The organism is Novosphingobium sp. FW305-C-111 (genome assembly GCF_058783565.1).
On the sequence record NZ_JBYSYP010000008.1, the window covers coordinates 172,652 to 199,227 of the forward strand.

23 protein-coding genes and 1 tRNA gene are annotated in these 26,576 nt (G+C 64.6%); 9 read left to right on the forward strand and 15 right to left on the reverse strand.

The genetic code is table 11. The features are described from left to right. Nucleotides 1–46 precede the first annotated feature (46 nt). Together dnaG and AC3WLD_RS11355 are read right to left on the reverse strand one after the other, a co-directional pair. Nucleotides 47–1,897 carry a DNA primase gene (dnaG, locus tag AC3WLD_RS11350; RefSeq protein WP_492557071.1) on the reverse strand — a complete coding sequence of 617 codons (1,851 nt, stop codon included), beginning with the start codon at nt 1,895–1,897 and terminating at the stop codon, nt 47–49. 106 nt (nt 1,898–2,003) lie between these two features. Continuing rightward, complete coding sequence (locus AC3WLD_RS11355) at nt 2,004–2,456, reverse strand: GatB/YqeY domain-containing protein (protein WP_492557072.1); 453 nt, start codon at nt 2,454–2,456, stop codon at nt 2,004–2,006. A 160-nt stretch (nt 2,457–2,616) separates the two neighbouring features. Here AC3WLD_RS11355 and carA point away from each other — a divergent pair, with 160 nt between their 5' ends. The 3 genes from carA (at nt 2,617) to greA (ending at nt 7,777) form a co-directional block, all read left to right on the forward strand. Beyond that, nucleotides 2,617–3,798 (forward strand): glutamine-hydrolyzing carbamoyl-phosphate synthase small subunit, encoded by a 1,182-nt coding sequence (carA, locus tag AC3WLD_RS11360; protein ID WP_492557073.1) that lies wholly within the window; start codon nt 2,617–2,619, stop codon nt 3,796–3,798. Between the two features lie 67 nt (nt 3,799–3,865). After that, on the forward strand, nt 3,866–7,189 hold the full coding sequence (carB, locus tag AC3WLD_RS11365) for a carbamoyl-phosphate synthase large subunit (protein ID WP_492557074.1): 3,324 nt from the start codon (nt 3,866–3,868) through the stop codon (nt 7,187–7,189). A 111-nt stretch (nt 7,190–7,300) separates the two neighbouring features. Further along, nucleotides 7,301–7,777 (forward strand): transcription elongation factor GreA, encoded by a 477-nt coding sequence (gene greA, locus AC3WLD_RS11370; RefSeq protein ID WP_492557075.1) that lies wholly within the window; start codon nt 7,301–7,303, stop codon nt 7,775–7,777. Between the two features lie 51 nt (nt 7,778–7,828). Here the strand turns inward: greA and AC3WLD_RS11375 are convergent, their stop codons facing one another. From AC3WLD_RS11375 to AC3WLD_RS11395, 5 genes are all read right to left on the reverse strand, one after another. Then, complete coding sequence (locus tag AC3WLD_RS11375) at nt 7,829–8,050, reverse strand: DUF4170 domain-containing protein (protein ID WP_492557076.1); 222 nt, start codon at nt 8,048–8,050, stop codon at nt 7,829–7,831. A 94-nt stretch (nt 8,051–8,144) separates the two neighbouring features. Continuing rightward, entirely contained in the window at nt 8,145–8,603 is a 459-nt protein-coding gene (locus AC3WLD_RS11380) for a hypothetical protein (protein WP_492557077.1), read from the reverse strand. Next, nucleotides 8,600–8,911, reverse strand: a complete 312-nt coding sequence (locus AC3WLD_RS11385; RefSeq protein ID WP_492557078.1) for a hypothetical protein — start codon at nt 8,909–8,911, stop codon at nt 8,600–8,602. The genes AC3WLD_RS11380 and AC3WLD_RS11385 overlap by 4 nt, the downstream gene beginning before the upstream one ends. Continuing rightward, nucleotides 8,908–9,300: a phage holin family protein gene (locus AC3WLD_RS11390; protein WP_492557079.1), complete on the reverse strand. Its 393-nt coding sequence runs from the start codon at nt 9,298–9,300 to the stop codon at nt 8,908–8,910. The genes AC3WLD_RS11385 and AC3WLD_RS11390 overlap by 4 nt, the downstream gene beginning before the upstream one ends. A gap of 43 nt (nt 9,301–9,343) precedes the next feature. Beyond that, the gene (locus tag AC3WLD_RS11395; protein WP_492557080.1) at nt 9,344–9,934 is read right to left on the reverse strand and encodes a hypothetical protein; all 591 of its coding nucleotides are present in this window, start codon (nt 9,932–9,934) and stop codon (nt 9,344–9,346) included. A gap of 239 nt (nt 9,935–10,173) precedes the next feature. Here AC3WLD_RS11395 and eno point away from each other — a divergent pair, with 239 nt between their 5' ends. After that, nucleotides 10,174–11,460, forward strand: coding sequence for a phosphopyruvate hydratase (eno, locus tag AC3WLD_RS11400; protein WP_492557081.1), 1,287 nt, complete (start codon nt 10,174–10,176; stop codon nt 11,458–11,460). A 124-nt stretch (nt 11,461–11,584) separates the two neighbouring features. After that, nucleotides 11,585–13,663, forward strand: coding sequence for a M13 family metallopeptidase (locus AC3WLD_RS11405; protein WP_492557082.1), 2,079 nt, complete (start codon nt 11,585–11,587; stop codon nt 13,661–13,663). Between the two features lie 89 nt (nt 13,664–13,752). On the opposite strand, the gene AC3WLD_RS11410 is transcribed toward AC3WLD_RS11405, so the two are convergent. Continuing rightward, entirely contained in the window at nt 13,753–14,058 is a 306-nt protein-coding gene (locus AC3WLD_RS11410) for a hypothetical protein (RefSeq protein WP_492557083.1), read from the reverse strand. Nucleotides 14,059–14,150: 92 nt separating this feature from the next. Between AC3WLD_RS11410 and AC3WLD_RS11415 the strand changes: the two genes are divergently transcribed. From AC3WLD_RS11415 to AC3WLD_RS11430, 4 genes are all read left to right on the forward strand, one after another. Then, nucleotides 14,151–15,218: a phosphotransferase family protein gene (locus AC3WLD_RS11415; RefSeq protein ID WP_492557084.1), complete on the forward strand. Its 1,068-nt coding sequence runs from the start codon at nt 14,151–14,153 to the stop codon at nt 15,216–15,218. A gap of 11 nt (nt 15,219–15,229) precedes the next feature. Continuing rightward, a complete protein-coding gene (locus tag AC3WLD_RS11420; RefSeq protein ID WP_492557085.1) occupies nt 15,230–16,315 on the forward strand; it encodes an Rv3169 family protein in 1,086 nt (361 codons plus the stop codon). 210 nt (nt 16,316–16,525) lie between these two features. Next, on the forward strand, nt 16,526–19,102 hold the full coding sequence (locus AC3WLD_RS11425) for a TonB-dependent receptor (protein ID WP_492557086.1): 2,577 nt from the start codon (nt 16,526–16,528) through the stop codon (nt 19,100–19,102). Nucleotides 19,103–19,250: 148 nt separating this feature from the next. Next, complete coding sequence (locus tag AC3WLD_RS11430) at nt 19,251–20,453, forward strand: CaiB/BaiF CoA transferase family protein (RefSeq protein WP_492557087.1); 1,203 nt, start codon at nt 19,251–19,253, stop codon at nt 20,451–20,453. On the opposite strand, the gene AC3WLD_RS11435 is transcribed toward AC3WLD_RS11430, so the two are convergent. The 7 genes from AC3WLD_RS11435 to AC3WLD_RS11465 all read right to left on the reverse strand — a co-directional run bounded on the left by AC3WLD_RS11435 (nt 20,399) and on the right by AC3WLD_RS11465 (nt 26,548). After that, nucleotides 20,399–21,421 carry an AAA family ATPase gene (locus tag AC3WLD_RS11435; RefSeq protein ID WP_492557088.1) on the reverse strand — a complete coding sequence of 341 codons (1,023 nt, stop codon included), beginning with the start codon at nt 21,419–21,421 and terminating at the stop codon, nt 20,399–20,401. The genes AC3WLD_RS11430 and AC3WLD_RS11435 overlap by 55 nt on opposite strands. Beyond that, on the reverse strand, nt 21,418–22,002 hold the full coding sequence (gene pnuC, locus AC3WLD_RS11440; protein ID WP_492557089.1) for a nicotinamide riboside transporter PnuC: 585 nt from the start codon (nt 22,000–22,002) through the stop codon (nt 21,418–21,420). The genes AC3WLD_RS11435 and pnuC overlap by 4 nt, the downstream gene beginning before the upstream one ends. A gap of 114 nt (nt 22,003–22,116) precedes the next feature. Then, nucleotides 22,117–22,183 (reverse strand) — tRNA-OTHER (locus tag AC3WLD_RS11445). Nucleotides 22,184–22,292: 109 nt separating this feature from the next. Beyond that, a complete protein-coding gene (locus tag AC3WLD_RS11450; protein WP_492557090.1) occupies nt 22,293–23,981 on the reverse strand; it encodes an acyl-CoA dehydrogenase family protein in 1,689 nt (562 codons plus the stop codon). 46 nt (nt 23,982–24,027) lie between these two features. Further along, on the reverse strand, nt 24,028–24,795 hold the full coding sequence (locus AC3WLD_RS11455; RefSeq protein WP_492557091.1) for an SDR family oxidoreductase: 768 nt from the start codon (nt 24,793–24,795) through the stop codon (nt 24,028–24,030). Further along, the gene (gene acuI / locus AC3WLD_RS11460) at nt 24,792–25,790 is read right to left on the reverse strand and encodes an acrylyl-CoA reductase (NADPH) (protein ID WP_492557092.1); all 999 of its coding nucleotides are present in this window, start codon (nt 25,788–25,790) and stop codon (nt 24,792–24,794) included. Before acuI ends, AC3WLD_RS11455 begins: the two co-directional genes overlap by 4 nt. After that, on the reverse strand, nt 25,787–26,548 hold the full coding sequence (locus tag AC3WLD_RS11465; RefSeq protein ID WP_492557093.1) for a glucose 1-dehydrogenase: 762 nt from the start codon (nt 26,546–26,548) through the stop codon (nt 25,787–25,789). The genes acuI and AC3WLD_RS11465 overlap by 4 nt, the downstream gene beginning before the upstream one ends. Between the last annotated feature and the right edge of the window lie 28 nt (nt 26,549–26,576).

A 26,576-nucleotide genomic window follows, 5' to 3' on the forward strand; every position in this document is an offset into this window, starting at 1 on the left:
CCGGTACCACCAGTTCGCGCCCGCCACCCGGCCGGCTTTGCTATAATTATAATCCAGCACGAGTGCGGGCCATTTGCCCCAAACGCGCGACCAAGGCCAGCCTTCGTTCGCGCAATCGTTGCTGTTCGGCGAAAGTTTCCTCCGAAAAGTCCGCTTCGTGCCGCCGCGTTGCTGCATCCAGCGCCTGTTCGACCGCCGGAAGCTCGACCAGCAGGGACAACGCCTCGGCGAGCTCGGCCGGGGCATCGTCGCCGGGGCCGAGGAAACCGAATCGCATTCCCGAATAGTCTGCCGCTGCCGGAGGCCGCAGCCGCCGCTGTTCCAATATGGTCAGGACCTGCGGGGTTTCAAGGCGACCGGGCGAGTCGGCGAGCTCCACCAGCTGGTCGAGCAGCGCGGTGAGCCAGGCATCGGCGGTGGCAAGCCGGGCGAGGGCCTCGGCGTGCCGGGGAAGCTCGCCGGGGTGCGCGATAAAGCCCGCGATCACGGCAGCGAGCAGGCTGTCGCCCTCGCCGTAGCGCTTGAGCCTGGCGGCCGCTTCCGGGGCGAGCGGCGCAGGCGCCGGCTTCCACGGTCCGCGCTGTCCGGGCTTGCCGCGCTGGCCCGGCTGGAACGGCGGCCGTTCGCGCCGCGCAAAGGCCAGAGCGTCGAACCGCTCGAGCAGGTCGCGGCGGTACAGCGCCTTGATATCCGGGTGCTGGATCGTCTCGCAATGCGCGAGCAGCCGCGCCTTGAGCCCGGCCTTGTCCTCGGGCGTGGCGAGCGGCTGGGCATCGCGCTCGGCCTCCCAGAGCACCTCGACCAGCGGGCGGGCGCTGCCGAGCAGGTCCTCCATCGCCTGCGGGCCCTGCTTCTTGACCACGTCGTCGGGATCCATGCCCTGAGGCAGGGTGACGATCCGCAAGCTGTGGCCCGGGCGGAGCAGGGGAAGGGCGCGAGTCGCGGCGCGCATGGCGGCGCGCTGCCCGGCGGCATCGCCATCGAAACACAGCGTCGGCGTTTCGACGAGCCGCCACAGCCGCTCGATCTGGTGCTCGGTCAGCGCGGTGCCCATCGGCGCGACGGCCTCGCCGATCCCGGCGGCGGCGAGCGCGACGACGTCCATGTAGCCTTCGACCACCACCACCCGGCCCGTCTGGCGCGAGGCGGGAGAGGCGCGGTGGATGTTGTAGACCGTCCGGCCCTTGTCGAACAACGGCGTGTCGGGCGAATTCAGGTACTTGGGGGCATCTGTTTTCTGCGCGTCGAGGATGCGGCCGCCGAACGCGATGGGCCGCCCGCGGGCGTCCTGGATCGGCAGCATCAGGCGGCCGCGGAACCGGTCGTACGGTTCCTTGCCCTCGACCACGATCCTGAGGCCCGCCTCGATCAGCATTTCGTCGGGGAACTGGGCGAGCGCCTCCTTCAGCGCGGTGCGGCTGTCCGGCGCGAAGCCGAAGCCGAACTCGCGCACCACCTTGTCCGGAAAGCCGCGCGAGGCGAGGTAGCGCCGCGCCGCGCCGCCTTGTTCGCCGGCCAGCGAGTGGACGAAGAACGCCTGCGCGGCGGCCATCACGTCGTGCAGGGTCTTGGCCTGTTCGGCCTTCTTCGCCGCGCGGGGATCGAGCGCGGGCATCTCCATCCCCGCTTCCGCCGCAAGCTCCTTCACCGCGTCCATGAACGCGAGGCCCCGCTGGTCGGTCATCCAGCGGATGACGTCGCCGTGAACCCCGCAGCCGAAGCAGTGGTAGAAACCCTTCTCGTCGTTGACGTAGAAGCTCGGCGACTTCTCGTTATGGAACGGGCAGCACGCCTTGAACTCGCGCCCCGCCTTGGTCAGCCGCGTGGTGCGCTGGATGACGCCGGACAACGTGACCCGGACGCGCAGTTCGTCGAGCCATTGGGGTGTCAGGCTCACCTGTTCCCCTCCCGCAGGCGGGAGGAGTTAGGGGTGGGCAGGCCAAAAGCGCAGCGAGCACCTTCAGGCCAGACCCCGACCACTCCCGCATGCGGGAGGGGAGGGCTCACGCCAGCGCTGCCTTTACCAGTCCGCTCGCCTTGCCCATGTCGAGCTGCGTGCCGTGCTTCGCCTTGAGCGCGGCGACGACCTTGCCCATGTCCTTCATGCCGGCCGCGCCGGTTTCGGCGATGATCCCGGCGATCGCGGCCTTCACTTCGTCCTCGCCCATCTGCTGGGGCAGGAATTCCTCGATCACCGCCAGCTCCGCCTTCTCGACGTCGGCGAGTTCCTGGCGGCCGCCCTGTTCGTAGAGCGTGATCGATTCGCGGCGCTGCTTGGCCATCTTCTGGAGTACGTCGGTGACGATCGTGTCATCCTCAGGGACGTTCGCGGCGGTGCGCAGTTCGATGTCCTTGTCCTTGAGCTTGGCAAGGATCAGGCGGACGGCGGCGAGGCGGGGCTTGTCGCCGGCCTTCATGGAGGCCACCTGCGCGGCCTTGATGGTATCGCGGATCATGATTTCGCATTTCCTGTGGAACACCGCCCTCTCGGCGCGGAAACGGCACCTGTAGGGCAAACTTTTCCTGTTCGCTAGGTTGACGCTGCGATGCAGCAGGTCTAGCGGCCAAGCCTTAGCGACATCGCCAGAAACCCCTGCCAACGGAGCGCCCCAAGTCATGGCCGACCCCGCCCACACCCGTGCGCCTCAACCCAAGGGCGCGACGGGAGTCCTCGTGCTGGCGGACGGATCGGTGGCGTGGGGCAAGGGCTTCGGCGCGAGCGGCTCGGCGGTGGGCGAGGTGTGCTTCAACACCGCGATTACCGGTTATCAGGAGGTGATGACCGATCCCTCCTATGCCGCACAGATCGTGACCTTCACTTTTCCGCACATCGGCAACGTCGGCACCAACGCCGAGGACGTCGAAAGCCACGACACGCGCGGGTCGGTTTTGGGCGCGGTCGGCTGCGTGGTGCGCGAGGACGTCACCGCGCCGTCGAACTTCCGCGCCCAGGGCACCTTCCAGGCGTGGATGGAAAAGCTCGGCAAGATCGGCATCGCCGGGATCGACACCCGCGCTCTGACCCGCCGCATCCGCCTCTCCGGCGCGCCGAACGCGGTGATCGCGCATGATCCCGCCGGCAAGTTCGACATCGACGCGCTGGTCGAGCGGGCAAAGCTGTGGCCCGGCCTTGAAGGCATGGACCTCGCCCGCGTCGTGACCCGTGATGGTCAGGAAGAGTGGGAAGGCTCGGTCTGGCACCTAGGCAAGGGGTACGGCCGTAGCCCGCATGATACGCGCCCGCACGTCGTCGCCATCGACTACGGCGCCAAGGACAACATCTTCCGCAACCTGGTGAAGGCCGGGGCGGGGGTGACGGTTGTGCCGGCGGAGACTCCGCTGGAAACGATCCTCGCGCTGGAGCCCGCCGGCGTGTTCCTCTCCAACGGCCCGGGCGACCCGGCGGCGACCGGGGCGTACTCGGTGCCGGTGATCCAGGGGCTGCTCGAACGCGACATTCCGCTGTTCGGGATCTGCCTCGGCCACCAGATGCTGGCGCTCGCCGCGGGGGCGAAGACCACCAAGATGCACCAGGGCCACCGCGGCGCGAACCACCCGGTGCTGCGCAAGGGCGACGGGGTGGTCGAGATCACCTCGATGAACCACGGCTTCGCGGTCGACAACACCGCGCTGCCGGAGAACGTCGAGGAAACCCACGTCTCGCTGTTCGACGGCTCCAACTGCGGCATCGCGATCCGCGGCAAGCGCGCCTACGGCGTCCAGTACCACCCCGAGGCAAGCCCCGGGCCGCAGGACAGCTTCTACCTTTTCGAGAAGTTCGTAGCTTCGCTCGGTTGAGCGGCAGACATTGAATTCCTTCCCCGACCTCTTGGAGTGCTTCGGGGTCTGAAAAACGAGAGCAACAATGCCCAAACGCACTGACATCTCCTCGATCCTGATCATCGGCGCCGGGCCGATCGTCATCGGCCAGGCTTGCGAGTTCGACTATTCGGGCACGCAGGCGGTCAAGGCGCTCAAGGAAGAGGGCTATCGCATCGTCCTGGTCAATTCGAACCCGGCGACGATCATGACCGACCCGGAAATGGCCGACGCGACCTATGTCGAGCCGATCACGCCCGAAATCGTCGCGAAGATCATCGAGAAGGAGCGTCCCGACGCGCTGCTGCCGACGATGGGCGGGCAGACCGCGCTCAACACCGCGCTGGCGCTGTTCAATGACGGCACGCTCGACAAGTTTGGCGTCACCATGATCGGTGCCAACGCCGACGCCATCGACAAGGCCGAGGACCGCCAGCGCTTCCGCGAGGCGATGGACAAGATCGGGCTGGAATCCGCCCGCTCTGGCGTCGCCCACACGGTAGACGAGGCGCTCGCCGTGCTGGAAATGACCGGCCTACCTTCGATCATCCGCCCCAGCTTCACCCTTGGCGGTACCGGCGGCGGGATCGCCTACAACCGCGAGGAATTCGTCAAGATCGTCAAAGGCGGGCTCGAAGCCTCGCCGACCACCGAAGTCCTGATCGAGGAATCGCTCCTCGGCTGGAAGGAATACGAGATGGAAGTCGTCCGCGACCGGAACGACAATGCCATCATCATCTGCTCGATCGAGAACGTCGATCCGATGGGCGTCCACACCGGCGATTCCATCACCGTCGCCCCGGCGCTGACGCTGACCGACAAGGAATACCAGATCATGCGCAATGCATCGATCGCGGTCCTCCGGGAAATCGGCGTCGAAACAGGCGGTTCGAATGTACAGTTCGCAGTCAACCCGAAGGACGGGCGGCTGATCGTCATCGAGATGAACCCGCGGGTCTCGCGCTCCTCGGCGCTGGCGTCGAAGGCTACCGGCTTCCCGATCGCCAAGGTCGCGGCCAAGCTCGCGGTCGGCTACACCCTCGACGAGATCACCAACGACATCACCGGGGCGACCCCGGCAGCGTTCGAGCCGACCATCGACTATGTCGTGACCAAGATCCCGCGCTTCGCGTTCGAGAAGTTCAAGGGCAGCGAGCCGCTGCTAGGCACTGCGATGAAGTCGGTCGGCGAGGTCATGGCGATCGGCCGGAACATCAAGGAATCGATGCAGAAGGCCCTGCGCGGCCTCGAAACCGGGCTCGACGGATTCAACCGCGTGGTCGAGCTCGAAGGCGCCGGCCGCGACGAGATCAACGCCGCGCTCAGCCGCGCCACGCCGGAGCGGCTGCTGGTCGTCGCGCAGGCTTTCCGCGAAGGCTTCTCGGTCGAGGACGTCCACGCCGTCACCAAGTACGATCCCTGGTTCCTCCGCCACATCCTCGAGATCATCGACGAGGAAAAGCGGATCATGGCCGACGGCCTGCCCAACGACGCGGCGGGCCTGCGGCGGCTGAAGTCCATGGGCTTCTCCGACAAGCGCCTGGCGACGCTCGCGGTGCGTTCGGTCGGCGTGGCCGGCGGGCTGGGGGAAACCTCGGCCAAGCGCTCCGGCCTGCTCCACGATGCGCTGAAAGCAATGGCCGGCGCGACCAGCGAGGCGGAGGTCTGTCAGCTGCGCCACAAGCTGGGTGTGCGGCCGGTGTTCAAGCGGATCGACTCCTGCGCGGCCGAGTTCGAGGCGGTCACGCCCTATATGTACTCGACCTATGAAGGTGGCCTGTTCGGCGAGCCGGAGTGCGAGAGCGCTCCGACCGGTGCAAGGAAGATCGTCATCCTCGGCGGCGGGCCGAACCGGATCGGGCAGGGGATCGAATTCGATTACTGCTGCTGCCACGCGTGCTTCGCGCTGGAAGAGGCCGGGTTCGAGACCATCATGGTCAACTGCAACCCGGAGACGGTCTCGACCGACTACGACACCTCGGACCGGCTCTATTTCGAGCCGCTGACGGCCGAGGACGTGCTGGAGATCCTCCACGCCGAACAGCAGAACGGCGAGCTGGTCGGCGTGATCGTCCAGTTCGGCGGACAGACTCCGCTCAAGCTCGCGCAGGCGCTGCAGGACGCCGGCATCCCGATCCTCGGCACCTCGCCGGACTCGATCGACCTGGCCGAAGACCGCGAGCGGTTTGCCGCGCTGGTCGAGAAGCTCAAGCTCAAGCAGCCGCTCAACGGCCTGGCCCGCAGCCGCGACGAGGCGGTCGCGGTGGCCGAGCGCATCGGCTACCCGGTGCTGATCCGCCCGAGTTACGTGCTCGGCGGGCGGGCGATGGAGATCGTCGACAGCCGCGCCCAGCTCGATGAATATATCGCCACCGCAGTGCAGGTCTCGGGCGATAGTCCGGTGCTGATCGACCAGTACCTGCGCGACGCCGTGGAATGCGACGTCGACGCGCTTTGCGACGGCGACGAGGTCGTGGTCGCGGGCGTGCTCCAGCATATCGAGGAAGCCGGCATCCACTCCGGCGACAGCGCCTGCACCCTTCCGCCCTACAGCCTGTCGGACGACATCGTGCAGGAGATGGAGCGCCAGGCGGTGCTGCTCGCCAAGGGCCTCAACGTCCGGGGCCTGATGAACATCCAGTTCGCAGTCAAGAACGGCGAGGTGTACCTGATCGAGGTCAACCCGCGCGCCAGCCGCACGGTGCCGTTCGTCGCCAAGGCCATCGGCCAGCCGATCGCCAAATATGCGGCACGGATCATGGCCGGGGAGAAGCTGGCCGACCTGCCGGTGATCGATCGCAACATCGACTATATGGCGGTCAAGGAAGCGGTGTTCCCGTTCGCGCGGTTCCCGGGTGTCGATCCGGTGCTGAGCCCCGAGATGAAGTCAACCGGCGAAGTCATGGGGATCGACAGCAATTTCGCGATCGCCTTTGCCAAGTCGCAACTCGGTGCAGGCACGCGGCTGCCGTCGCAGGGCACGCTGTTCGTCTCGGTCAAGGACAGCGACAAGACCGTGGTCCTGCCCGGCGTGCAGCGGCTGGCGAAGCTCGGCTTCAAGATTGTCGCGACTGGCGGGACAGCGCGGTTCCTGGCCGATGCGGGCGTGGTGGTCGAGCGGGTCAACAAGGTGGCGGAAGGCCGGCCGCACATCGTCGACCGGATCATCGACGGCGAGATCGCGCTGATCTTCAACACCACCGAGGGCTGGCAGAGCCACAAGGACTCGGCCTCGATCCGGGCGAGCGCGCTGGGGGCCAAGGTGCCGTACTTCACCACCGCTGCGGCGAGCGTCGCCACGGCCGAGGCGATCGAAGCTCTGCAGACCACCGACCTTGCGGTGCGGTCGCTGCAAGACTATTATGGATAAGTCCTGAATAACCCCCAAAATCGCAGCAGATACGCCGAGACACCATAACGTCTTGGCAGGGAACGGTTTTCCCTGTTGCGGGTTGGGGGACGACTTGTTGAAAGGCGAATGATGGCGAGTACCGAAAAGCTGCCGATGCTCCAGGAAGGCTACGAAAAGCTGACTGCGGAGCTGAAAGCGCTGCGCGAGGAACGCCCGCAGATCGTCGATGCGATCGAGGAAGCGCGCGCCCACGGCGATCTGTCGGAAAACGCCGAATATCATGCCGCCAAGGAGCGTCAGGGGCAGGTCGAGGCCACGATCGCCGACCTCGAGGACAAGATCAGCCGCGCGCAGATCATCGACCCCACGACGCTTTCGGGTGACCGCATCGTGTTTGGCGCGACCGTCACGCTGCTCGACGACGATGAGAAGCCGGTACGCTACCAAATTGTCGGGCAGGCCGAGGCTGACGCCAAGAAGGGCATGATCAGCTACAACTCGCCGCTCGGCCGGGCGCTGATCGGCCGCAAGGTAGACGACGAAATCGAGGTTTCGGTGCCCGCTGGCGACCGGTTCTACCTGGTGCAGAAGATCGAATTCATCTGAACCGGCGCAGCTTCAAGCAAAAAGCCCCCGCGACGCGGGGGCTTTTTCGTTTCAGGCCTTCGGCAGTTCCGGCTCGAGCAGCCGGTGAAGGTGGACGATCACGTACTTCATTTCGGCATCGTCGACCGTACGCTGGGCGTTGCTGCGCCAGGCATCTTCAGCGGACGCGTAGTCGGGAAAAACGCCGACGAAATGAACCTTGGAGAGGTCCGCGAATTCGAGGCCCTGCGGGTCTTTTACGCGGCCGCCCATGACGAGGTGAAGCTTTTGCATTTGGTGGCATTCCTTGGGGAGAGGATTGCCGGCCGCCTTACAAAAAACGTGATGCGCCGCAAGAACCACCCACGGCGCATACGTTTGCGTGCGACTAATGTCGGACTTTTGAAGCGAGGTCGGACACGCGGCGGGCAGTCGACCCACCGAAGGCCTTGACGCCGGCCAGCGCAACGTCGGCCAGGTCAAGACCCTTGCGCTTGGCTTCGGCGGCGGTGTCGCTCACCGTGTCGCCCAGTTCGCCGAGCTTTTCGCGCCCTTCGCGAGCAACGTCTCCGGCGCTGTCGGCCGCTTTCGAGCCATAGAGCATGGCCAGCTCACCGCCTGCGGCGGCCAGCGCGGCGGCGCGGCGGCTATACCGGGCGAGGCCGGTCTTGGGGAGAAACTGCGCGAGTACCGCGCCGAGCAAGATGCCCCCGGCGATTACGGCGATCGGATGCTCTTCGATCACCTCGCGGACCGTGCCGCGCGCCCTGTTGCGCTCCTGTCCTGCCGATATCCGATCGGCGATCTTCTGCTTGGGGCTGTCGGCCACTGCATTCTCCTTGGTCATTTCGGCCCCCATTCCATCAACTTTTCAATCCCGGACTCGATCCCGTCGATGATCGGACCGCGCAGCATCCACGCGAGGATCGCAAGCGCCGTCCCGGCAATGATGCCCTTGTTCTCGGCGGCGATGTCGCCCGCCACTTCGGCCGTGTCGACGAGCTTTTCGACCGCGCTGTCCTTCACCCGCTGCGGAATCGGACGCGCGGCAAGTCCGTCGCGGATGAAATCGATGTCCTGCCGGACCAGCGCATGGGCCGCGTTGCGCAATTTCTGCGCTTCGATCAGGGGTGCGGCATCGGTCGCTTCGCTCACGAACCCATCTCCTTGCCCGTGAGCCGCGACTGGGCCGCACGAAACCGCGAAACGGCCTTGACGAAGCAGGTTGCCGCAAGCGCCGCGAGGACCAGAGTGACGGCCGCCATGGCTCCCCACGGTGTCAGCAGCGGCGCCAGCGACATCAGCAGGCCCACGACCAGGGCCATCAACGCGAAAAAGGCGAAGAACACCGCTCCGATCAGCAGCACCAATACGCCTTTTCCGCGCTTCCAGGCATAAGCCGCGCGGGCAGACTGGAGTGCCCACTCAGCCTCGGCAAGTGTCCGGCCGTCTTCGACCAGCGCCTTCAGGTCAGCGACCAGTGAAACGTCGGCCTCGCGGTCGATTTCCGCCTCGGCGGCTGGGTGAGGTTGGCGTTCGCTCATCGCGGCGCAGCAGACCGTTCGGCGGCCGGACTGTCAATTGCGCTCAGTCTTCCGAGTTCCCGCCACCGAGCATCCGCGCGACCACGAAACCGGCCACGGCGGCAATGCCGATCGCGGCTCCGGGGCTGTTGCGGACGAAGGTTTTGATGTCTTCGCCGATCTCGCCCAGTTCCTTGGCTTCGAGCTTCGCCGCAGTTTCCTGGGTCCAGCGGGCGGCGCTGCGAGCGTAGTCGCCGTACTGGGGGCCAAGCTTTTCATCCACGGTCGGGGCGGTATCGGCAATCGTCTTGCCCACGGCGGCGAGCGCGTCGCTGGCCTTGGTCTTGCCTTCCTTGGCAAAGGTGGTGGCCTTTTCCTTGGCCTGGCCGGCATAGGCTTTCGCCTCGCCCTGCCAGTCCGCCGTGGAACCGGCGATCTTCTCGCGGGCGGCGCCGGTGTAGGCGGCGCTGCGGTCCATCGCTTCCTGCTTCAGCGCCTCGGCCCCGGCCTTCGCCTCTTCGATCGCCTTGCCGAAACGCGACTTGGCGTTGGAGACGTTGTCCGACGCCGTGCCGACCACGGGATCGACCGATGGGGCGACCGCAGTCACCTTCTTCCTGGCAGGCTTGGGCGTGCTTGCAGTGGTATCAGCCATGGTCGTTTCCTTCGTGTCCCTGGTTGGATGTCGGCGGGCCCGAAAGCCCTTTCACCCACACTTGGTGAGCTTAACGTAAATCAGCAAGAATGGCGCGAGTGTTTTTGCGCCTTTCGAGTGGTCCGGACCGGGTTAACGCGGGTTGCCTGCCATGGTTCCAGCCGATAGGAGCCGCGCGAAACCGGCAGGGGCTCGCGCCCGTGCGCACAGGGATTCGGCCTTTTTCAAGGAGCATTTCCATGACCGCGATCATTGACATCCACGCCCGCGAGATCCTCGACAGCCGCGGCAATCCCACCGTGGAGGTCGACGTTCTGCTGGAAGACGGCTCGTTTGGCCGCGCTGCGGTGCCATCGGGCGCATCCACCGGTGCCCACGAAGCGGTGGAACTGCGCGACGGCGACAAGGCCCGCTACCTCGGCAAGGGCGTGCAGAAGGCCGTCGCGGCCGTGAACGGCGAGATCGCCGAGGAACTGGTCGGCCTCGATGCCGAGGACCAGCGCGACATCGACATGGCGATGATCGCGCTCGACGGGACCGAGAACAAGGGGCGCATCGGCGCGAACGCGATCCTCGGCACCAGCCTCGCGGTCGCGAAGGCCGCGGCCGACGCGCGCGGGCTGCCGCTCTACAGCTATGTCGGCGGGGTTTCGGCGCATGTCCTGCCGGTGCCGATGATGAATATCATCAATGGCGGCGAGCATGCCGACAACCCGATCGACTTCCAGGAATTCATGATCATGCCGGTCGGCGCGTCGACGCTGGCCGAGGCGGTGCGCTGGGGCGCGGAAGTGTTCCACACCCTCAAGAAGGGCCTCCACGACAAGGGTCTCGCGACGGCGGTGGGTGACGAGGGCGGGTTCGCGCCGAACCTCGCCAGCACCCGCGATGCGCTCGACTTCGTGATGGCCTCGATCGAGAAGGCCGGGTTCAAGCCGGGCACCGACATCAAGCTCGCGCTCGACTGCGCGGCGACCGAGTTCTTCAAGAACGGCAAGTACGAAATCAGCGGGGAAGGGCTGTCGCTCTCGCCGGTCGAGATGGCCGACTACCTCGCCAAGCTGGTGGCCGATTACCCAATCATCTCGATCGAGGACGGGATGAGCGAGGACGACTTCGAGGGCTGGAAGGCGCTGACCGACATGGTCGGCGGGACCTGCCAGCTGGTTGGCGACGACCTGTTCGTGACCAACCCGAAGCGCCTGACCATGGGCATCGGCAAGGGCCTCGCCAATTCGCTGCTGGTCAAGGTCAACCAGATCGGCACGCTGACCGAGACGCTGGAGGCCGTGTCGATCGCCCAGCGCAACGGCTACACTGCGGTCATGTCGCACCGTTCGGGCGAGACCGAGGACGCGACGATCGCTGACCTCGCAGTCGCCACCAACTGCGGCCAGATCAAGACCGGCTCGCTCGCCCGCTCGGACCGGCTGGCCAAGTACAACCAGCTGATCCGCATCGAGGAAGAACTGGGCAATTCGGCGAAGTATGCCGGCGCGGCGGCGTTCGGGCGTCTCGCGGGCTGACGAACCGCAAACCCCGCCCGACAAACGACATTGCCGGGCGGGCGGGTGCGTCCTATGAGGTTTCCGATGTAACCAGCGGGCGCGCCCTCGCGCGAACCTGCTCGTCCGGAGGATACCTGCCTTGATGCGCACCAAGCTTCTCGCCGCCGCCCTGCTCGGCGCTTCGGTCCTCGCCGGCCCCGTGGCCTGCAACATGGCCGGCAACCAGACCGCGGTCGCCACGCCGGGTACCGCTGTCGGCGTCGATCTCGCGGCGATGGACAAGACGGTCAAGCCGGGCGACGACTTCTACAACTACGCCAACGGCACGTGGATGAAGAACACCGAGATCCCGGCCGACCGGTCGAGCATCGGCGGGTTCCTCATCGCCGACCAGCAGACCGAGAAGCAGCTCGCCGAGCTGATGGACGGCATCCTCAAGTCCGACGCCGCGCCCGATACCGACGCCGGACGGATCAAGGCGTTCTACAACGCCTTCATGGACACCAAGGCGATCGACGCCGCCGGGATGGCCCCGGTCAAGGCCGACCTCGACCGCTTTGCAGCGATCAGCGACACCAAGAGCCTGTCGAAGGTGCTGGGCGAGGAAATCCGCGCCGACGTCGACCCGCTCAACGCCACCAACTTCTCGACCGAGAACCTGTTCGGCGTGTTCGTGACCCAGGCGCTCGCCGGGGGCGAGGTCATGCCCTACATTCTCCAGGGCGGCCTCGGCATGCCGGAGCGTGAGTACTATCTCTCGGCCGATCCCAAGAAGGCCGAGCTGCGGACCAAGTACAAGGCCTATATCGCCCAGCTCCTGACCGACGCCGGCATCCCCGACGCGCAGGCCAAGGCGCAGCGGATCTACGATCTCGAAATGAAGATCGCCGAGGCCCACGCCAGCCGCGAACAGTCGGAGGACTTCAAGTCCTCGGCCGCCGAATGGAGCCGTGCCGACTTCGACGGAAAGGCCCCGGGCATCGACTGGGCGGAATTCTTCAGCGGCGCGCAGCTGGGCAACCAGCAGAAGTTCGCGGCCTACCACTCGACCGCGATCCCCAAACTGTCGGCGCTGGTGGCTTCGCAGCCCCTCGACGCATGGAAGGACTGGCTGGTCTTCCACAAGATCAACTCCAACGCCGCGTTCCTGCCTAGCAAGCTCGATGCCGACCGCTTTGCGTTCTATGGCACCGCGCTTCAGGGCACGACCGAGCAGCGGCCTCGCGACAAGCGTGCGCTGGCGGCGGTGAACAATGCGCTGGGCGACGCGCTGGGCAAGCTCTACGTCGACAAGTACTTCCCCGCCTCGGCCAAGACCGAAGTGCAGGGCATGGTCGGCCAGATCAAGGATGCCTTCGGACGCCGCGTCGAAGCGATCGACTGGATGGCGCCCGAGACGAAGAAGGAAGCACTCGCCAAGGTCAAGTCGATCGAGGTGGGCGTCGGCTATCCCGACACGTGGCGGGATTACTCGACATTCGGCGTGGTTGCGGACAATGCCTATGCCAACGCAATCAACGCCGACAAGGTCAACTACACCCAGCAGCTCGCCAAGATCGGCAAGCCTCTCGACCGCCGCGAATGGTGGATGAATGCGCAGCTCGTCAATGCGGTCAACCTGCCGGTCCAGAACGCGCTGAACTTCCCGGCCGCGATCCTCCAGCGGCCGTTCTTCGATCCCAAGGCGGACCCGGCCTATAACTACGGCGCGATCGGCGCGGTGATCGGCCACGAAATCAGCCACAGCTTCGACAACAACGGGGCGGCGTTCGATTCCACCGGCAAGATGCGCAACTGGTGGACCGCGCAGGACCTTGCGAAGTTCGATCAGGCCGGCAAGGCTCTGGCGGACCAGTACGACACGTACGAGCCGTTCCCGGGTCTCAAGGTCAACGGCAAGCTGACGCTCGGCGAGAACATCGCCGACGTCGCCGGTCTGGCGGCAGCCTATGACGCGTACCACGCCTCACTGGGAGGCAAGGAAGCCCCGGTGATCGACGGGCTGACCGGGGATCAGCGGTTCTTCATCGCCTATGCCCAGACCTGGGCGACGAAGATGCGCGAGGAGACCCTGCGTGGGCGCATCGCCACCGACGGGCACGCGCCGGGCCAGTACCGCGCGCTGACCGTCCGCAACCTCGATGCCTGGTACAAGGCGTTCGACGTGAAGGAAGGCGACAAGCTGTACCTGCCGCCCGAAAAGCGCGTGAAGATCTGGTAGTCAGCTGGAAGAGCGCCCCCGCGCAGGCGGGGGCCCTTTCTTCGTAAAACGATCCGAATGCTTCATGAGGTCCCCGCATTCGCGGGGACTCAACCCTCCTGCGCAACCTCTTCCTTTGCCTGCTCGGCAATCTCTTCCTGCTTTTCGATCTCGCGCTTCTTCTTGGGGCTGAGCAGGTATTGCCACACCCCAAAGGCATTGACCGCCAGCAATAGCCCGTTCTGTACCACCAGCGGCGTCGTTCCGTTGGCGACGCCGCTCGCAATCCAGGCCACAGACACGACCGAGAACAGCACGAACGCCCACCCCGTGAGACGCCGTCCAAGGTCGGCGGCGATCATTGCGGCGGCAACAATGGCGCCAATCGCGCCGAACCATTCGAGTGGGCCGTTCATCCGATAATTCTCTCTTCAGGAGGGCGTGACAGGCCATACCCATCGGTATAAGCTCGCCGCAAAACAGGATAGAACGAGAGGAACGCTCGAACATGGCGGCATTTCCCGCGCACCCGAATTCCGTGACCGCGGAATGGCTGACCGAGCGATTGCGCGCCTCGGGCAAGCTGCAGGAAGGGCGGGTGACCGGCGTGTCCTGGCAACCCATCGGCACCGGCCAGGTCGGGGACAGCGCGCGCTTTACCCTGGAGTACGACATTCCCGGTGCCGGGCCGGCAACGGTTGCGGGCAAGTTTCCCGCGGAAGACCCGACAAGCCGCCACACCGCGACCAGCCTGCTGCTCTACGTCCACGAAGTCGGCTTTTACCGCGAGCTGCGCAATCGGCTGGAAATCCGCACGGCTGAGCCTCTGGCGGCGGAAATCGCCGACGATGGCGGCGACTTCGTCCTGATCTTCGAAGACCTGGCGCCGGCGCGAGGCGGCAACCAGCTTGCCGGCTGCGGCAACGACGACGCGCGCGAAGGCATTCGGCAGATCGCCGCGCTCCATGCGCCCAGCTGGAACGATCCCGAACTGACCAGCCTGCCGTGGTTGCTCCCCCGCGCCGAAATCACCGCCCACATCCGCCAGCTCTATCCGCAGGCGCAGGCGTTGTTCCGCGAACGCTATGAGGGCACGCTCGAACCCGAATACATGGCGATCTGCGAAGGCCTTGCGGCGCGCGCCGACGACTGGCACGGTCGGGAGAGCCCGATCCGGTCGCTGGTCCACGGGGACTACCGGCTCGACAACATGCTGTTCGACATCCACGGCGGCGCGGAGCCGCTCGCGGTTCTCGACTGGCAGACGCTGGCGATCGGCAATCCGCTGACCGACATCGGCTATTTCCTCGGCGCCGGGATCGGTGCCGAACTTCGCCGTGCCCATGAGGACGAACTGCTCGACCTTTACTGCGCGGAGATGACCCGGCGGGGCATTCGCCTGACCCGCGCCGACATCTGGGACGACTACCGCCGCGGCGCGCTGCACGGCGTTTCCACTGCGGTCTTCAGCGCCGCCTTTGTCGAGCGCACCCCGCGCGGCGACGAAAACTTCCTGTCGATGGCTCGCGGCGCGTGTTCGCTTGCGCTCGATCACGACAGTCTTGCCGCTCTCTGAAAGGACCGATCATGCTCACGAAGGGCGACGACTATCCGCTGCACCAGACTCCCGAGCCGATTGCCTATTCGGGGACCGACCGCAACTTCTACGACCGCTATTTCTTCAACGGCTACACGCCGGACGGATCGGGCTTCTTCGCGGTGGCGCTTGGCGTGTATCCGCACCTCAACGTCATGGACGCGCATTTCACCTACGTCCGCGACGGGGTCGAGCACTGCCTCCATGCCTCGCGAGAGTTGGGGATGGAACGCATGGACCTGACGGTCGGACCGATAACCGTTGAAGTCGTCGAACCTCTGCAGAAGCTGAGGGTCATCGTCGCGCCGCATGACGGCATCGCCGCGGACATCGTCTTCACCGGCCGCTCGTTCCCGATCGAAGAGCCACGCTTTGTCCACCGGATCGGTCCGCGCACGTTCATGGACTACACCCGGCTGACCCAGAACGGTCACTATGAGGGCTGGATAGAGGTCGATGGACGGCGCGACGTGGTTGCGCCCGGCACAGCCGGCACGCGCGACCGTTCCTGGGGCGTTCGCCCGGTCGGCACGTCGGACCAGCAGCCGCATGGGGCAGGGGTTGTGCCCGGCTTCTTCTGGCAGTGGACGCCGATGAATTTCGGGGATCGCAGCGTGTTTTTCCACGTCAACGCCGACGCCCGCGGCAACAAATGGAACACGCGCGCCGTGATCGCTCCGGACGGGGCGGGGCCGGAGGACTTGTTCGAGACACATGGCGAGATGGTATCGGCGCTCCAGCCGGGCACGCGCTGGCCGAAGGGTGGAGTGCTTACGATCGAAGGTCCCGACGGACCCGAAACGTTGCGGTTCGAACCGCTCGGCCGGTTCCAGATGCGCGGGCTCGGCTACACGTCCCCGAAATGGGGTCACGGGCTTTACCATGGTCCTTTGGCCGTCGAACGTGAGGACATCGGGCTGTCACAGTGCGATCCGAAGGCGCTCGACAACTTCCATGTCCAGTTTCCTTGCCGGATCTACAGCGACCTTCACGGCGAAGGTTTCGGGGTTTTCGAACAGCTGGTCCTGGGCCCCTATATGCCTCTCGGACTGATAGAATTCCTCGACGTTGCATGAGGACCGGGGTTGCGATTGGCGTGATTTGCAAAGACCGGAAGATTGCCCCCTGTACCGCGGAACTGCGGCATTCGCGCAACGCGAAAAGGCAATTCACAGCGCGGATAGTTTGACCCGCAACAACCCGGTTGACATTGCTTACCGTTCGGTATGTTCTCCCTCTCAGGCAGTCCACCCGACGATGGACGCCGCTGGAGAGAGAGGTCTGATATGAGGGGCAAGCTGTTCCTGTTGGCCGGCGTGTGCATGGCCGCCGTTACCCAACCTGTTTTCGCTCAGGATGCGACCGACGACGGCGACAAGCCGATCATCGTGACCGCCACGTTGCGCGAAGCCAACGTCCAGGACATCCCGATCGCGGTGACCGCGGTCCAGCCAGAGGCGCTCGAGCGCCAAGGCGTCCGCGATATCAAGAACATCGCGTCGATCTCGCCTTCCATCAACATCCAGTCCTCGCAGACCGAAAGTCAGGGCACCACGATCCGCATCCGCGGCGTCGGCACGACCGGCAACAACATCGGTCTCGAAAGCTCGGTCGGTGTGTTCATCGACGGTGTGTACCAGTCGCGCCCGGGCGTTGCGCTGGGCGACCTCGTCGATCTGGAGCGACTCGAAATCCTTCGCGGACCGCAGGGCACCCTGTTCGGCCGCAACACCTCTGCCGGTGCGCTCAACATCACCACGAAGCGGCCCGACCTCGATAACTTCGAGGGCTTCATGAACATGAGCTACGGCAACTACAACTTCTTCAACGTCCAGGGCGGCATCAGCGCACCGGTGTCCGAAGGGAAGGCGGCGGTTCGCATCTCGACCGCGTATCGGACCCGTGACGGCTTCATCAAGAGCCTGGGCGGACCGGAAAGCAACGACCGCAACCGTTTCCTGCTGCGCGGCCAGTTCTATGCCGAGCCCAGCACCGACCTTTCGGTCCGCATCATCGCCGACTACACCAAGACCGACGAACACTGCTGCGAAGGCCTGAGTGTCTACGAAGCGCCGCTTTCGGCCGCCTATGCCGCATATGGCCTGCCCAACGACGGCGTGCTGGTTTCCGGCAAGACGGCGATCGACAAGCTTCAGGGCTCGGTCGACGATGAATACGCCAATAGCCAGAAGCAGTGGGGCGTCTCCGGCGAGATCGTGTGGAACCCGGGCGCGGTGAAGGTTACCTCGATCACCGCTTACCGCGATTATCGCGCGCGTTCGACCCAGGACGACTTCAGCAACTTGCAGGTCTATCGCGTCGGCCCGGGCGTCAAGTTCGCGCAGAATGCACCGAAAAATGGCGACGACATCAAGACATTCACCCAGGAACTGCGCGTCCAGGGCAGCGCTTTCGAAGACAAGCTCGACTGGCTCATTGGCGGGTTCTATTCGAATGAGAAGATCACCGAGCATCAGTATCTGACCCTTGGGCCGGACTATCAGGCGAACGCATCGGTCTACCTGTTCTCGGCGCTGCCGGGCGGCAAGCTGCCGATCCCGGGACTGAACACGCTGAACCCGTTGCTCGCGCTGACCGCGATCGGCAACGGTACATTCGGTACGCCTGGCAACCTCGCAACCTTCACTCCCGGCGCGCTTGCCAGTGCCAACGGCAACTTTGCCGACAGCTTGTACAAGCAGGACTCGGAAAGCTGGTCGATCTTCACGCACAACGTGTTCAGCGTGACCGACCGGCTCAGCGTGACGCTCGGTGCTCGCTATGTGAAGGAAACCAAGGACGGTTCGTTCGACCAGCTCGCCGCTAACTCTCCGGCGTGCCAGGCGATCGCCAATGGCCTGCTCAACGGCAACTTCGCGGCATTCGGCCTTGGCGGGCTGGGCGGCCCGGCCCTGGCGCTGACCTGCTTCCCGTTTACCACCAGCGTCAACCTGACCGTCCCGGGCACGGGCGGCACTGTGCTGGCCAGCAACTTCCTGCCGCTGCCGCGCGAATTCTCGCTGACGTTCAAGGATGACGAGCTGACCTACACGGCGCAGCTCGGTTACAAGCCCACCGAGAACTCGCTGGTCTATGCGAGCTTCAGCCACGGCTTCAAGTCGGGCGGCTTCAACCTCGATTCGACCGCGGCCGCCGGCGGCGCCGATCCGCGGTTCAGGTCCGAAAAGGTGGACGCGTACGAACTCGGCGCGAAGATGACCTTCGGTCGCGTCAACGTGAACCTGGCGGCGTTCCACATGAACCTGAAGGACTTCCAGGTCCTCGAGTTCACCGGCGTGCAGTTCGTCACGTTCAACGTGGACAAGGCCAAGTCGACCGGTGCGGAGCTCGAAATCTTCGGGCGCATCGTGCCGCACCTGACCGGCAACTTCGCGGTGACGTATGCCGACTCGCGTTACCCCGACGACTGCGTCTCGGCGGCGTTCAAGGCGGCCAACCCGACCCTTACTCCGACGCTGCTCTGCGGTGCGCCGCTGACCAACGCGCCGAAGTGGAGCGGGGTTGCCGGGCTGACCTATGACGGTCCGCTCAGCGATGGCGGGCCCAACCTGCTGGTCAACGTCAACGCGCAGTATTCGGACAAGCGGCGCACCAGCACCGCTCCCAAGAATGCCGCCGGCGTGCCGCTGATCCTCGACTATCAGCCGTCCTACGTGAAGCTGAACGCGCGCATCGGCCTGTCGACCGCAAATAACCAAATCGGTGTGGAATTCTGGGCGACCAACCTGACCAACGAGCACACCCGGTCGATCACCTACAACACCCCGCTGCGCCCGGCAGACCGCGGTTCGTTCTTCGACGAGCCCCGGATGTACGGCGTGACCGTCCGCGCCTCTTTCTAAGAGAAAAGCTTAGCGGACATGAATTGCGCCGGGGCCTCATGGCTCCGGCGTTTTTCTTTGGGTTGAAAGAGTAATTGACGACTCGACAGTTATAGTTCGCTGCTGCAAGGTTGGGCCAAGCGTCATCAAGGCGCAGGGGAGAGACGGCATGTACGACGTGATGGAAGGTGTCAGGGTCGTCGAGGTCGCCGAGCATACCTTCGTCCCCGCCGCTGCGATGATCCTCGCCGACTGGGGCGCCGAGGTCATCAAGGTAGAGCGTGCGCAAGGCGGCGACGCCTCGCGCAGCCTCAAGCTTCCGGGGACGGGTGGACGGATCAACCCCTTCTTCGAAACCGGCAATCGCGGCAAACGGTCGATCGGGCTCGACCTGACCCAGGCCGCCGGGCGCGCGGTCCTGTACCGCCTGATCCAGGACGCCGACGTCTTCGTCACCAGCATGCGGGCCAGCGCGCGCAAGGCCATGGGGATCGAGCCAGAGACGATGATGGCGATCAACCCCCGGCTGATCTACGCGCGGGGAACCGGTTATGGCCTCAAGGGCGCGATGGCCAATGACGGAGGGTTCGACTTTCCCTCGTCATGGTGCCGCTCCGGCTCGGGCTTTGCCCAGACGTTTCCCGGCGGCGAGCCGGTCATGCAACCGGGGTCGGTGGGAGACCTGACCGGCGGGGCGACGCTGTGCGGCGCGATCTGCGCGGCCCTGTTCCGCCGCGAGCGGACGGGCAAGGGCGGCATCGTCGATAACGCACTGTACCAGATGGGTATTTACATCATGAGCCAGTCGATCGTCGCGGCCAGCATCGGCTCGCCGCGGGGCCCGGCGACGCGGCAGGCGGAGGCCCACAATGCGCTCATCAACCTCTACCGGACCAAGGACGAACGCTGGCTCAACATCTGCCTCCTCATGGACAAGTGGTGGCCGGATTTTCTCGCGCACATCGAACGGCCCGACCTTGGCGAGGACCCGCGCTTCGCCACCGGCACCGCGCGCTTGGAGAACGCACGCGCGCTGACGCACGAGCTGAACGCCGTTTTCGCCCAGCGCACCTACGCGGAATGGTGTGAACGGCTGAAGACGATGGAGGGCGTGTGGGCGCCGCTCCAGAACGCCGGCGAGGTGATCGCCGACCCGCAGGCAACGGTCAACGGCTTCATCGCCGAGATCGAGGTGGAACCGGGGCAGTCCTACAAGGTCGGTGTCGCACCCGGCCAGTTCGACGAGCGTCCGGTCGGCCCGCTGCGAGGAGCGCCGTTGTTCAATGCCGATGGTCCGGCAATCCTCGCAGAAGCAGGCTACTCGGCCGCCGAGGTTTCCGCCCTGATGTCGGCGGGCGCAGTCCCGGCCTGAAGGCCCGCGATGGCCGCCAGCGCCTGCTTGCGCCGCTCCTCCCAGCTGCCGCCTATGGTGACGTAGTTGGCCCCGGCGCGGTCCAGTTCGGCAACGCAGAGCCGGTGGAAGCGCACGCGGTCCTCATCCGCACCATAGAGGCGCAGGCCGTCGTCGATCCAGGGCTGGTCGGGCTCGAGGAGCAGGTACAGGTCCGCCAGCGCATAGCTCGGCCCGGCCATCGGCTTGCCCAGCATCATTTCGTGCCACGCCCGCGTCATCAGCCAGTCGGTGTCCGTGAGCAGCACCGGTCCGGACCACGGCCGCGCCGCCGCGATCATCGCGTCCTGCGCCGCCGCGATCGTTTCGAGGCCGCGTTCGTCGAGATCGGTGCCGTGAACCTGGCAGTGCGAGCGCCCGTACTCCGGCACCCAGATCGTTCCGAGTTGCTGCCCCAGGGCGGCAGCCAGCGTCGATTTGCCGGTGCTCTCGATCCCGTGGAGCGACACGACCTTGACCAGATCGCGGCGGACGGGTGCAGGGAGCCAGCGCCAGTTCGCGGTGGGGTCAGCGCGGACCGCGCTGCCCGAGACGCCGCCCGGTCCGGACTGGTCCGCCGCGATGATCCGTCCGCCCAGCGGCACGAACTGTCCGCCTACCTGCGCCGCAAGCTCCGAGCCATAGTCTTCACCCGCGAACAGGCGATCGATGGGTTCGGGATGCGCTTCCCGGACGATCCGCCGCCAGATCGGCCAGAACTCCGGACTGTCTTCGGGCAGCTGAGGAACGACCTCGCCATGTCCGAGCACACGGGCGGCCGGGAACAGCTCGCGCATCCATGCCAGGCGTTGCTCGCCCGGGATCGGATCGTCGGGCAACCAGCAGACGAGGATCGTCAGGGTATCGACCATCCGCGTCGCTGCCTCGCACAAGGCGACGTGTCCGGCGTGCGGCGGCATGAACTTGCCGAGGACAAAGCCGCGAGTCACGCGAATGCCGAGGACGCCGATTGCGACTGACGGGAGCTGCGCAACCAGCTGAGCAGTCCGGCGACCGCCAGGACCAGAAGCAGTGCGTAAAGCCCTGCGGACACGTTGAGCCCGCGCGACAGGTAAAGCCCGATCGACAGCACGTTGACGGCGATCCAGTAGATCCAGTTCTCGATCCGGCGAAACGAGAGGAGAAACTGGGCAACCACGCTGCCTGCCGCGACCGTGGCGTCGAGATAGGGCGAAGCGGCATCGGTCCAGCGGTGCATCGCGGTGCCGAGTGACGCCATCAGGACGATCGCCACCACCAGCGAAAGGGCCATGGTCCGCGGCGGCGACCAGCTGACGACGAGCTCCCCTTCGTCGGCGATGGCGCTGCGCCACTTCCACCAGCCATAAAGCTGGACAACGACGAAGAACACCTGGAGCAGCGCGTCGCTGTAAAGCCGCGCTTCGAAGAACACGGTGCCATAGATCGCGACCGCGAGGATTCCGACGGGGAAGTTCCAGACCGAGCGGCGAACAACCAGGCCAATATTGGCCAAGGTCAGCACGGCAGCGGCAATTTCCGTCCAGCTCACGCAGGTTCCTCCCTACCAGACGGTCTTACGGAGCGGACCGGGATTGTCGAGGGGGCAAGAAACGGCCGCGCCCGCGCACCGCTGCCAGTGCTCCAGTAACCAAGCTTGGAAGGATGGTGGACGCACTAGGGCTCGAACCTAGGACCCGCTGATTAAGAGGGGTTTGAGTCCGCATACGTCCAAATTGGTCCGCATGTTTCCGATATCGGACATAGCGCGAAGTGGGCCGCCGGTTTGTAAGGCCCTTTGTCGCAAGAATGCTCGAGCGTGATAAAGTGACCGCGTAAATCTCAAAAGTTCAGATATTTTGCTCCGTTAAGGACAGCCGCACGCAAACCGGCCGCTTCGGGTACGATATGGGCGAGGTAATAACCACCCGCAGAAAGCTTGAATGACCGGAAGCGGCCTTCGGATCGACGGTCCTGATTCACTGCACGAATCTGTCGCTCGATAAGCCAAGCGCATGTCATGACCGAGACCATCGTGAGGTACGGGGCGCTTGCCGCAAGCCGGTCCTTGATAGATGCCGCCATCACATGATGGGTCATTTTCTCGACAATGTTCACTAGGTCGAGCAGTTCCGGGCGTTGGCTGTCAGCCCTCACATCGGTGATAAGGCTGAACATACCCGCTCCACCGTCGTTCAGGAGCTTTCGTCCGACAAGGTCGGCCGCCTGAATGCCGTTGGTCCCCTCGTAGATCGGTGCGATGCGGGCGTCGCGGTAGTGCTGGGCGGCACCGGTTTCCTCAATGTAGCCCATCCCGCCATGCACCTGGATGCCAAGACTGGCGACCTCGCAGCCAACATCGGAAGCATGGGATTTTGCAAGCGGAGTCAGCAGGTCAAGCCGTTGTTGCGCTCCCTCGATGCCAAGATGAGCCCGGTCGATTTCAGCTGCTGCGGCATAAACGAGGGCGCGAATAGCTTGGGTTTGCGCGGCCATGCGCATCAGCATACGTTGCACATCCGGGTGCTCAATAATGGCGACCGGACCGCGGGCGGGATTGGTTGCGGGGGCCGACTGGATGCGCTCCCTCGCAAATGCCAGCGCTTGCTGCGTCGCGCGTTCGGCAATCTCGACGCCCTGGAGGCCGACGTTCAACCGCGCATTGTTCATCATCGTAAACATCGCACGCATACCTGCGCCTTCGGCACCGATAAGCCATCCGTCGCACTGGTCGTTGTCGCCGAAAGTCATGACGCATGTGGGCGAGCTATGGATGCCCAGCTTGTGTTCTACGGAAGCGCAGCGCAGGTCGTTGCGCGTTCCGTCCGGCTTGATTTTCGGCACGAGGAACAGCGAGATGCCCTTGGTTCCCGCCGGTGCGTTCGGCGTGCGCGCGAGCACAAGGTGGATGATGTTGTCGGCCAGATCGTGTTCGCCGAACGTAATGAAAATCTTCGTTCCCTTGACCCGCCAGGTTCCATTTTCGGCGGGCGTGGCCATCGATCGAACAGCGCCGACGTCCGAACCGGCCTGCGGTTCGGTGAGGTTCATGGTGCCCGTCCACTCGCCGGAAACCAGCTTGGGCAGGTAAAGTCGTTTGAGCTCCGACGAACCATGGGCAGCAATTGCCTCGACCGCGCCGCCGGTCAGCATGGGACAGAGGTTGAAGCCCATGTTGGCGGTGCCGAGATTTTCAGCCACGGAAAGGCCAAGTACCACGGGCAGTCCCTGTCCTCCGAATTCCACAGGTGCCGACAGGCTTCCCCAACCGCCCTCGACAAAGGCGCGATAAGCTTCCCCGAAACCCGGTGGCATCCTGACCTCGCCCGCCTTCCATTCGGGCGGCGCCGTATCGCCAATGCGGTTGGTCGGCGCCCATACGTCAGCGGCAAGCGCACCTGCGCCTTCAAGAATTGCGTCGATCAGATCGCTATCGAGTTCCGGAAAGTGGTTGCTGGCGATGAGGTCGCCGATGCGCGCGACATGGTCGAGAACAAAGCGCTGCTCCTCGAGCGGTGGGGTATAGGTCATGTTCTGTGTCCAGAAGGATGGGATGCCTGGCTTGCGAGTTTGCCGGTCAGAAGCCGGTTATGCCCTTCACGAAGTCGCGGCGATCTTCCCATGGCGTCTGGTCGATGTGCTGGGCGACCCCGCTGTCAGCTTCGGTCACGAACCAGTGAACCTTTCGCCCGTGCACTGCCGCGTGAACGGTGTCGGCAACTTGGCCGGGCGTGACGTTCACGCCGAGAATGTCCACCGACTTGGCCTTTGACACGGGATCGAGCACCATTGGCGTTGCCACATACGCCACCATGACGTCACAGACCCAGATGCCGTCCGCTTCCAGTTCGATGTTCAGCGCCTCGGTCAGTCCACGCACGGCAAACTTGCTTGCAGAATAGACCGCCTCTTCAGGAATTCCATAGATCGCGGAAACCGAGGACATATTTATGATGTGGGGATCGTCGCCCATTCTGAGCCATGGAATGGCTGCGTGGATCCCGTTGATGACGCCCATCACGTTGACATCGACGATGTCTTTTAACCGGTCCGGACTTGTTGCAGTAAAGGCTCGCATTTCAAGGATGCCGGCACAATTGAAGATGGCATCGAGACCGCCGTGATCCCCGCAAAAGTCAGCAATCGCGCCAGCAAGAGAGGCCAGATCACGCACATCTACGAGGTGAATTGAGGCGCTCTTCCCCAAATCGCGCGTCAGATCGTCCAGTCCTTTTGCATTGCAGTCGGACAGTCCGACACGCCAGCCGTCCGCTGCAAAGCGCCGCGCGCATTCGCGTCCGATGCCCGACGCCGCTCCGGTGATGAATATAGAACGCTGTTTCATTTGAGAATATCCACAACAAGACGCCCCCGGATTTTGCCCGCCAGGATTTCGGGTGCCCTTTCGATCACGTCCGACAAGGCTACCGTGCTCGTCATTGCCGCAAGGAGATCGAGGTCCAGCTCGGCGGCGAGTGCATCCCAGGCTGATTTCCGTCGGGCAAGCGGTGCATGAACGCTGTCGATGCCACAAATCGTGATCCCGCGGAGCGCAAGCGGATACATCGTTGCGGGAAGGTCCGTTCCCTGCGCAATACCGGTTGCTGCGACAGTGCCTCCATAGCGCAATGTGGCGCAAATGTTGGCGAGCGTGTGGCTTCCCGCCGTATCAATCGCCCCGGCCCAGCGCTCGGCCTGTAACGGTGCGCCGCTTTCGGAAAACTGTGCCCGGTCGATGATCGCGGATGCACCAAGCTTCTTGAGGTACGCTTCCTCTGACAATCGACCGGTGGCGGCGACGACGGTGAATCCACGGCGGGCGAGCAACGATATGGCAATACTGCCCACCCCGCCGCTGGCACCAGTGACAAGAACTTCGCCATCTGCCGGCTGCAGGCCCTGCTGCGTCAGCGCGATCACGCACAACATGGCTGTATAGCCTGCGGTACCGATCGCCATGGCTTGCGCTGAAGTAAAGCGATCGGGGCAGGCGACGAGCCAATCCCCGTCGAGTCTGCTCTTGCCAGCATAGCCGCCCCAGTGCCGCTCACCAAGGCCCCAGCCGTTTGCGATTACGCGATCACCTGGTCGCCAGTCGGGATGATCGCTCGATTCCACAATTCCTGCCAGGTCGATGCCGGGCACCATGGGGAAGGACTGGATCAGCGGGATCGCGCCTGACAGCACCAAGCCATCCTTGTAATTGACCGTCGAGGCCTCGACCCGAACGAGCACGTTTCCCCTTGGCAGCATGTTTTCATTGATGTGCCGGAGCGAGGCGATCTGGGCTCCATTTTCGGTGCGATCGACAACTACGGCGGGGAAATCGACCCTACTCATGCGGTGTAGCCCCCGTCGATCACGAGTTCGGCACCTGTCATGTAACTCGATTGATCCGATGCCAGGAAAACGGCTGCGCGTGCAATTTCTGCAGCATCTCCAAAGCGCCCGAGCGGAATACGTTGGAGCGTCCTATCGGCAAAATCGCCCGGCAAGTTGGTCAACGCATCCTGTACCATGGCCGTGTCGACATAACCTGGGTGCAGGCTGTTGATACGGACAGCGTAGCCGGCGCGCGCGCAATGCAAGGCCGCCGACTTTGTCAGCAGCCGCACCCCGCCTTTCGAGGCGTTATACGCCGGGACATGGGGGTTACCGACAATCCCTTCGATCGAGGAGACATTGATGATCGAGCCGCCGCGATGCTTCATCGCCCGTACCCCCGCACGGGTCCCCAGGAACACCGCATCGAGATTGACCGCCATTGCTTTGCGCCAGTCCGCGAAAGTTTGATCCTCGATACTGCCGGGGATCGCGATACCCGCATTGTTCACTAGGATGTCGATCGGCCCGAATTTCGTCATGACAGCGGCACAGATTTCGTCCCAGCCGGCTTCCTGCGTCACATCCTGCACGGCGAATGCCCCACGCAGACCCTGGCCGCGTAACTCGGCGACAAGGTTTTCTCCCTCATCATCGCGCAGATCTGTCGCAAACACGGCGGCGCCTTCGCGCGCCATTTCCACGACCGTGGCAGCGCCTATTCCGCGTGCGCCACCTGTGATCAGAGCAACTTTCCCGGCCAGTCTCTTAGACATCACGACCTTCCCCAGCAAAAAAGTGGGG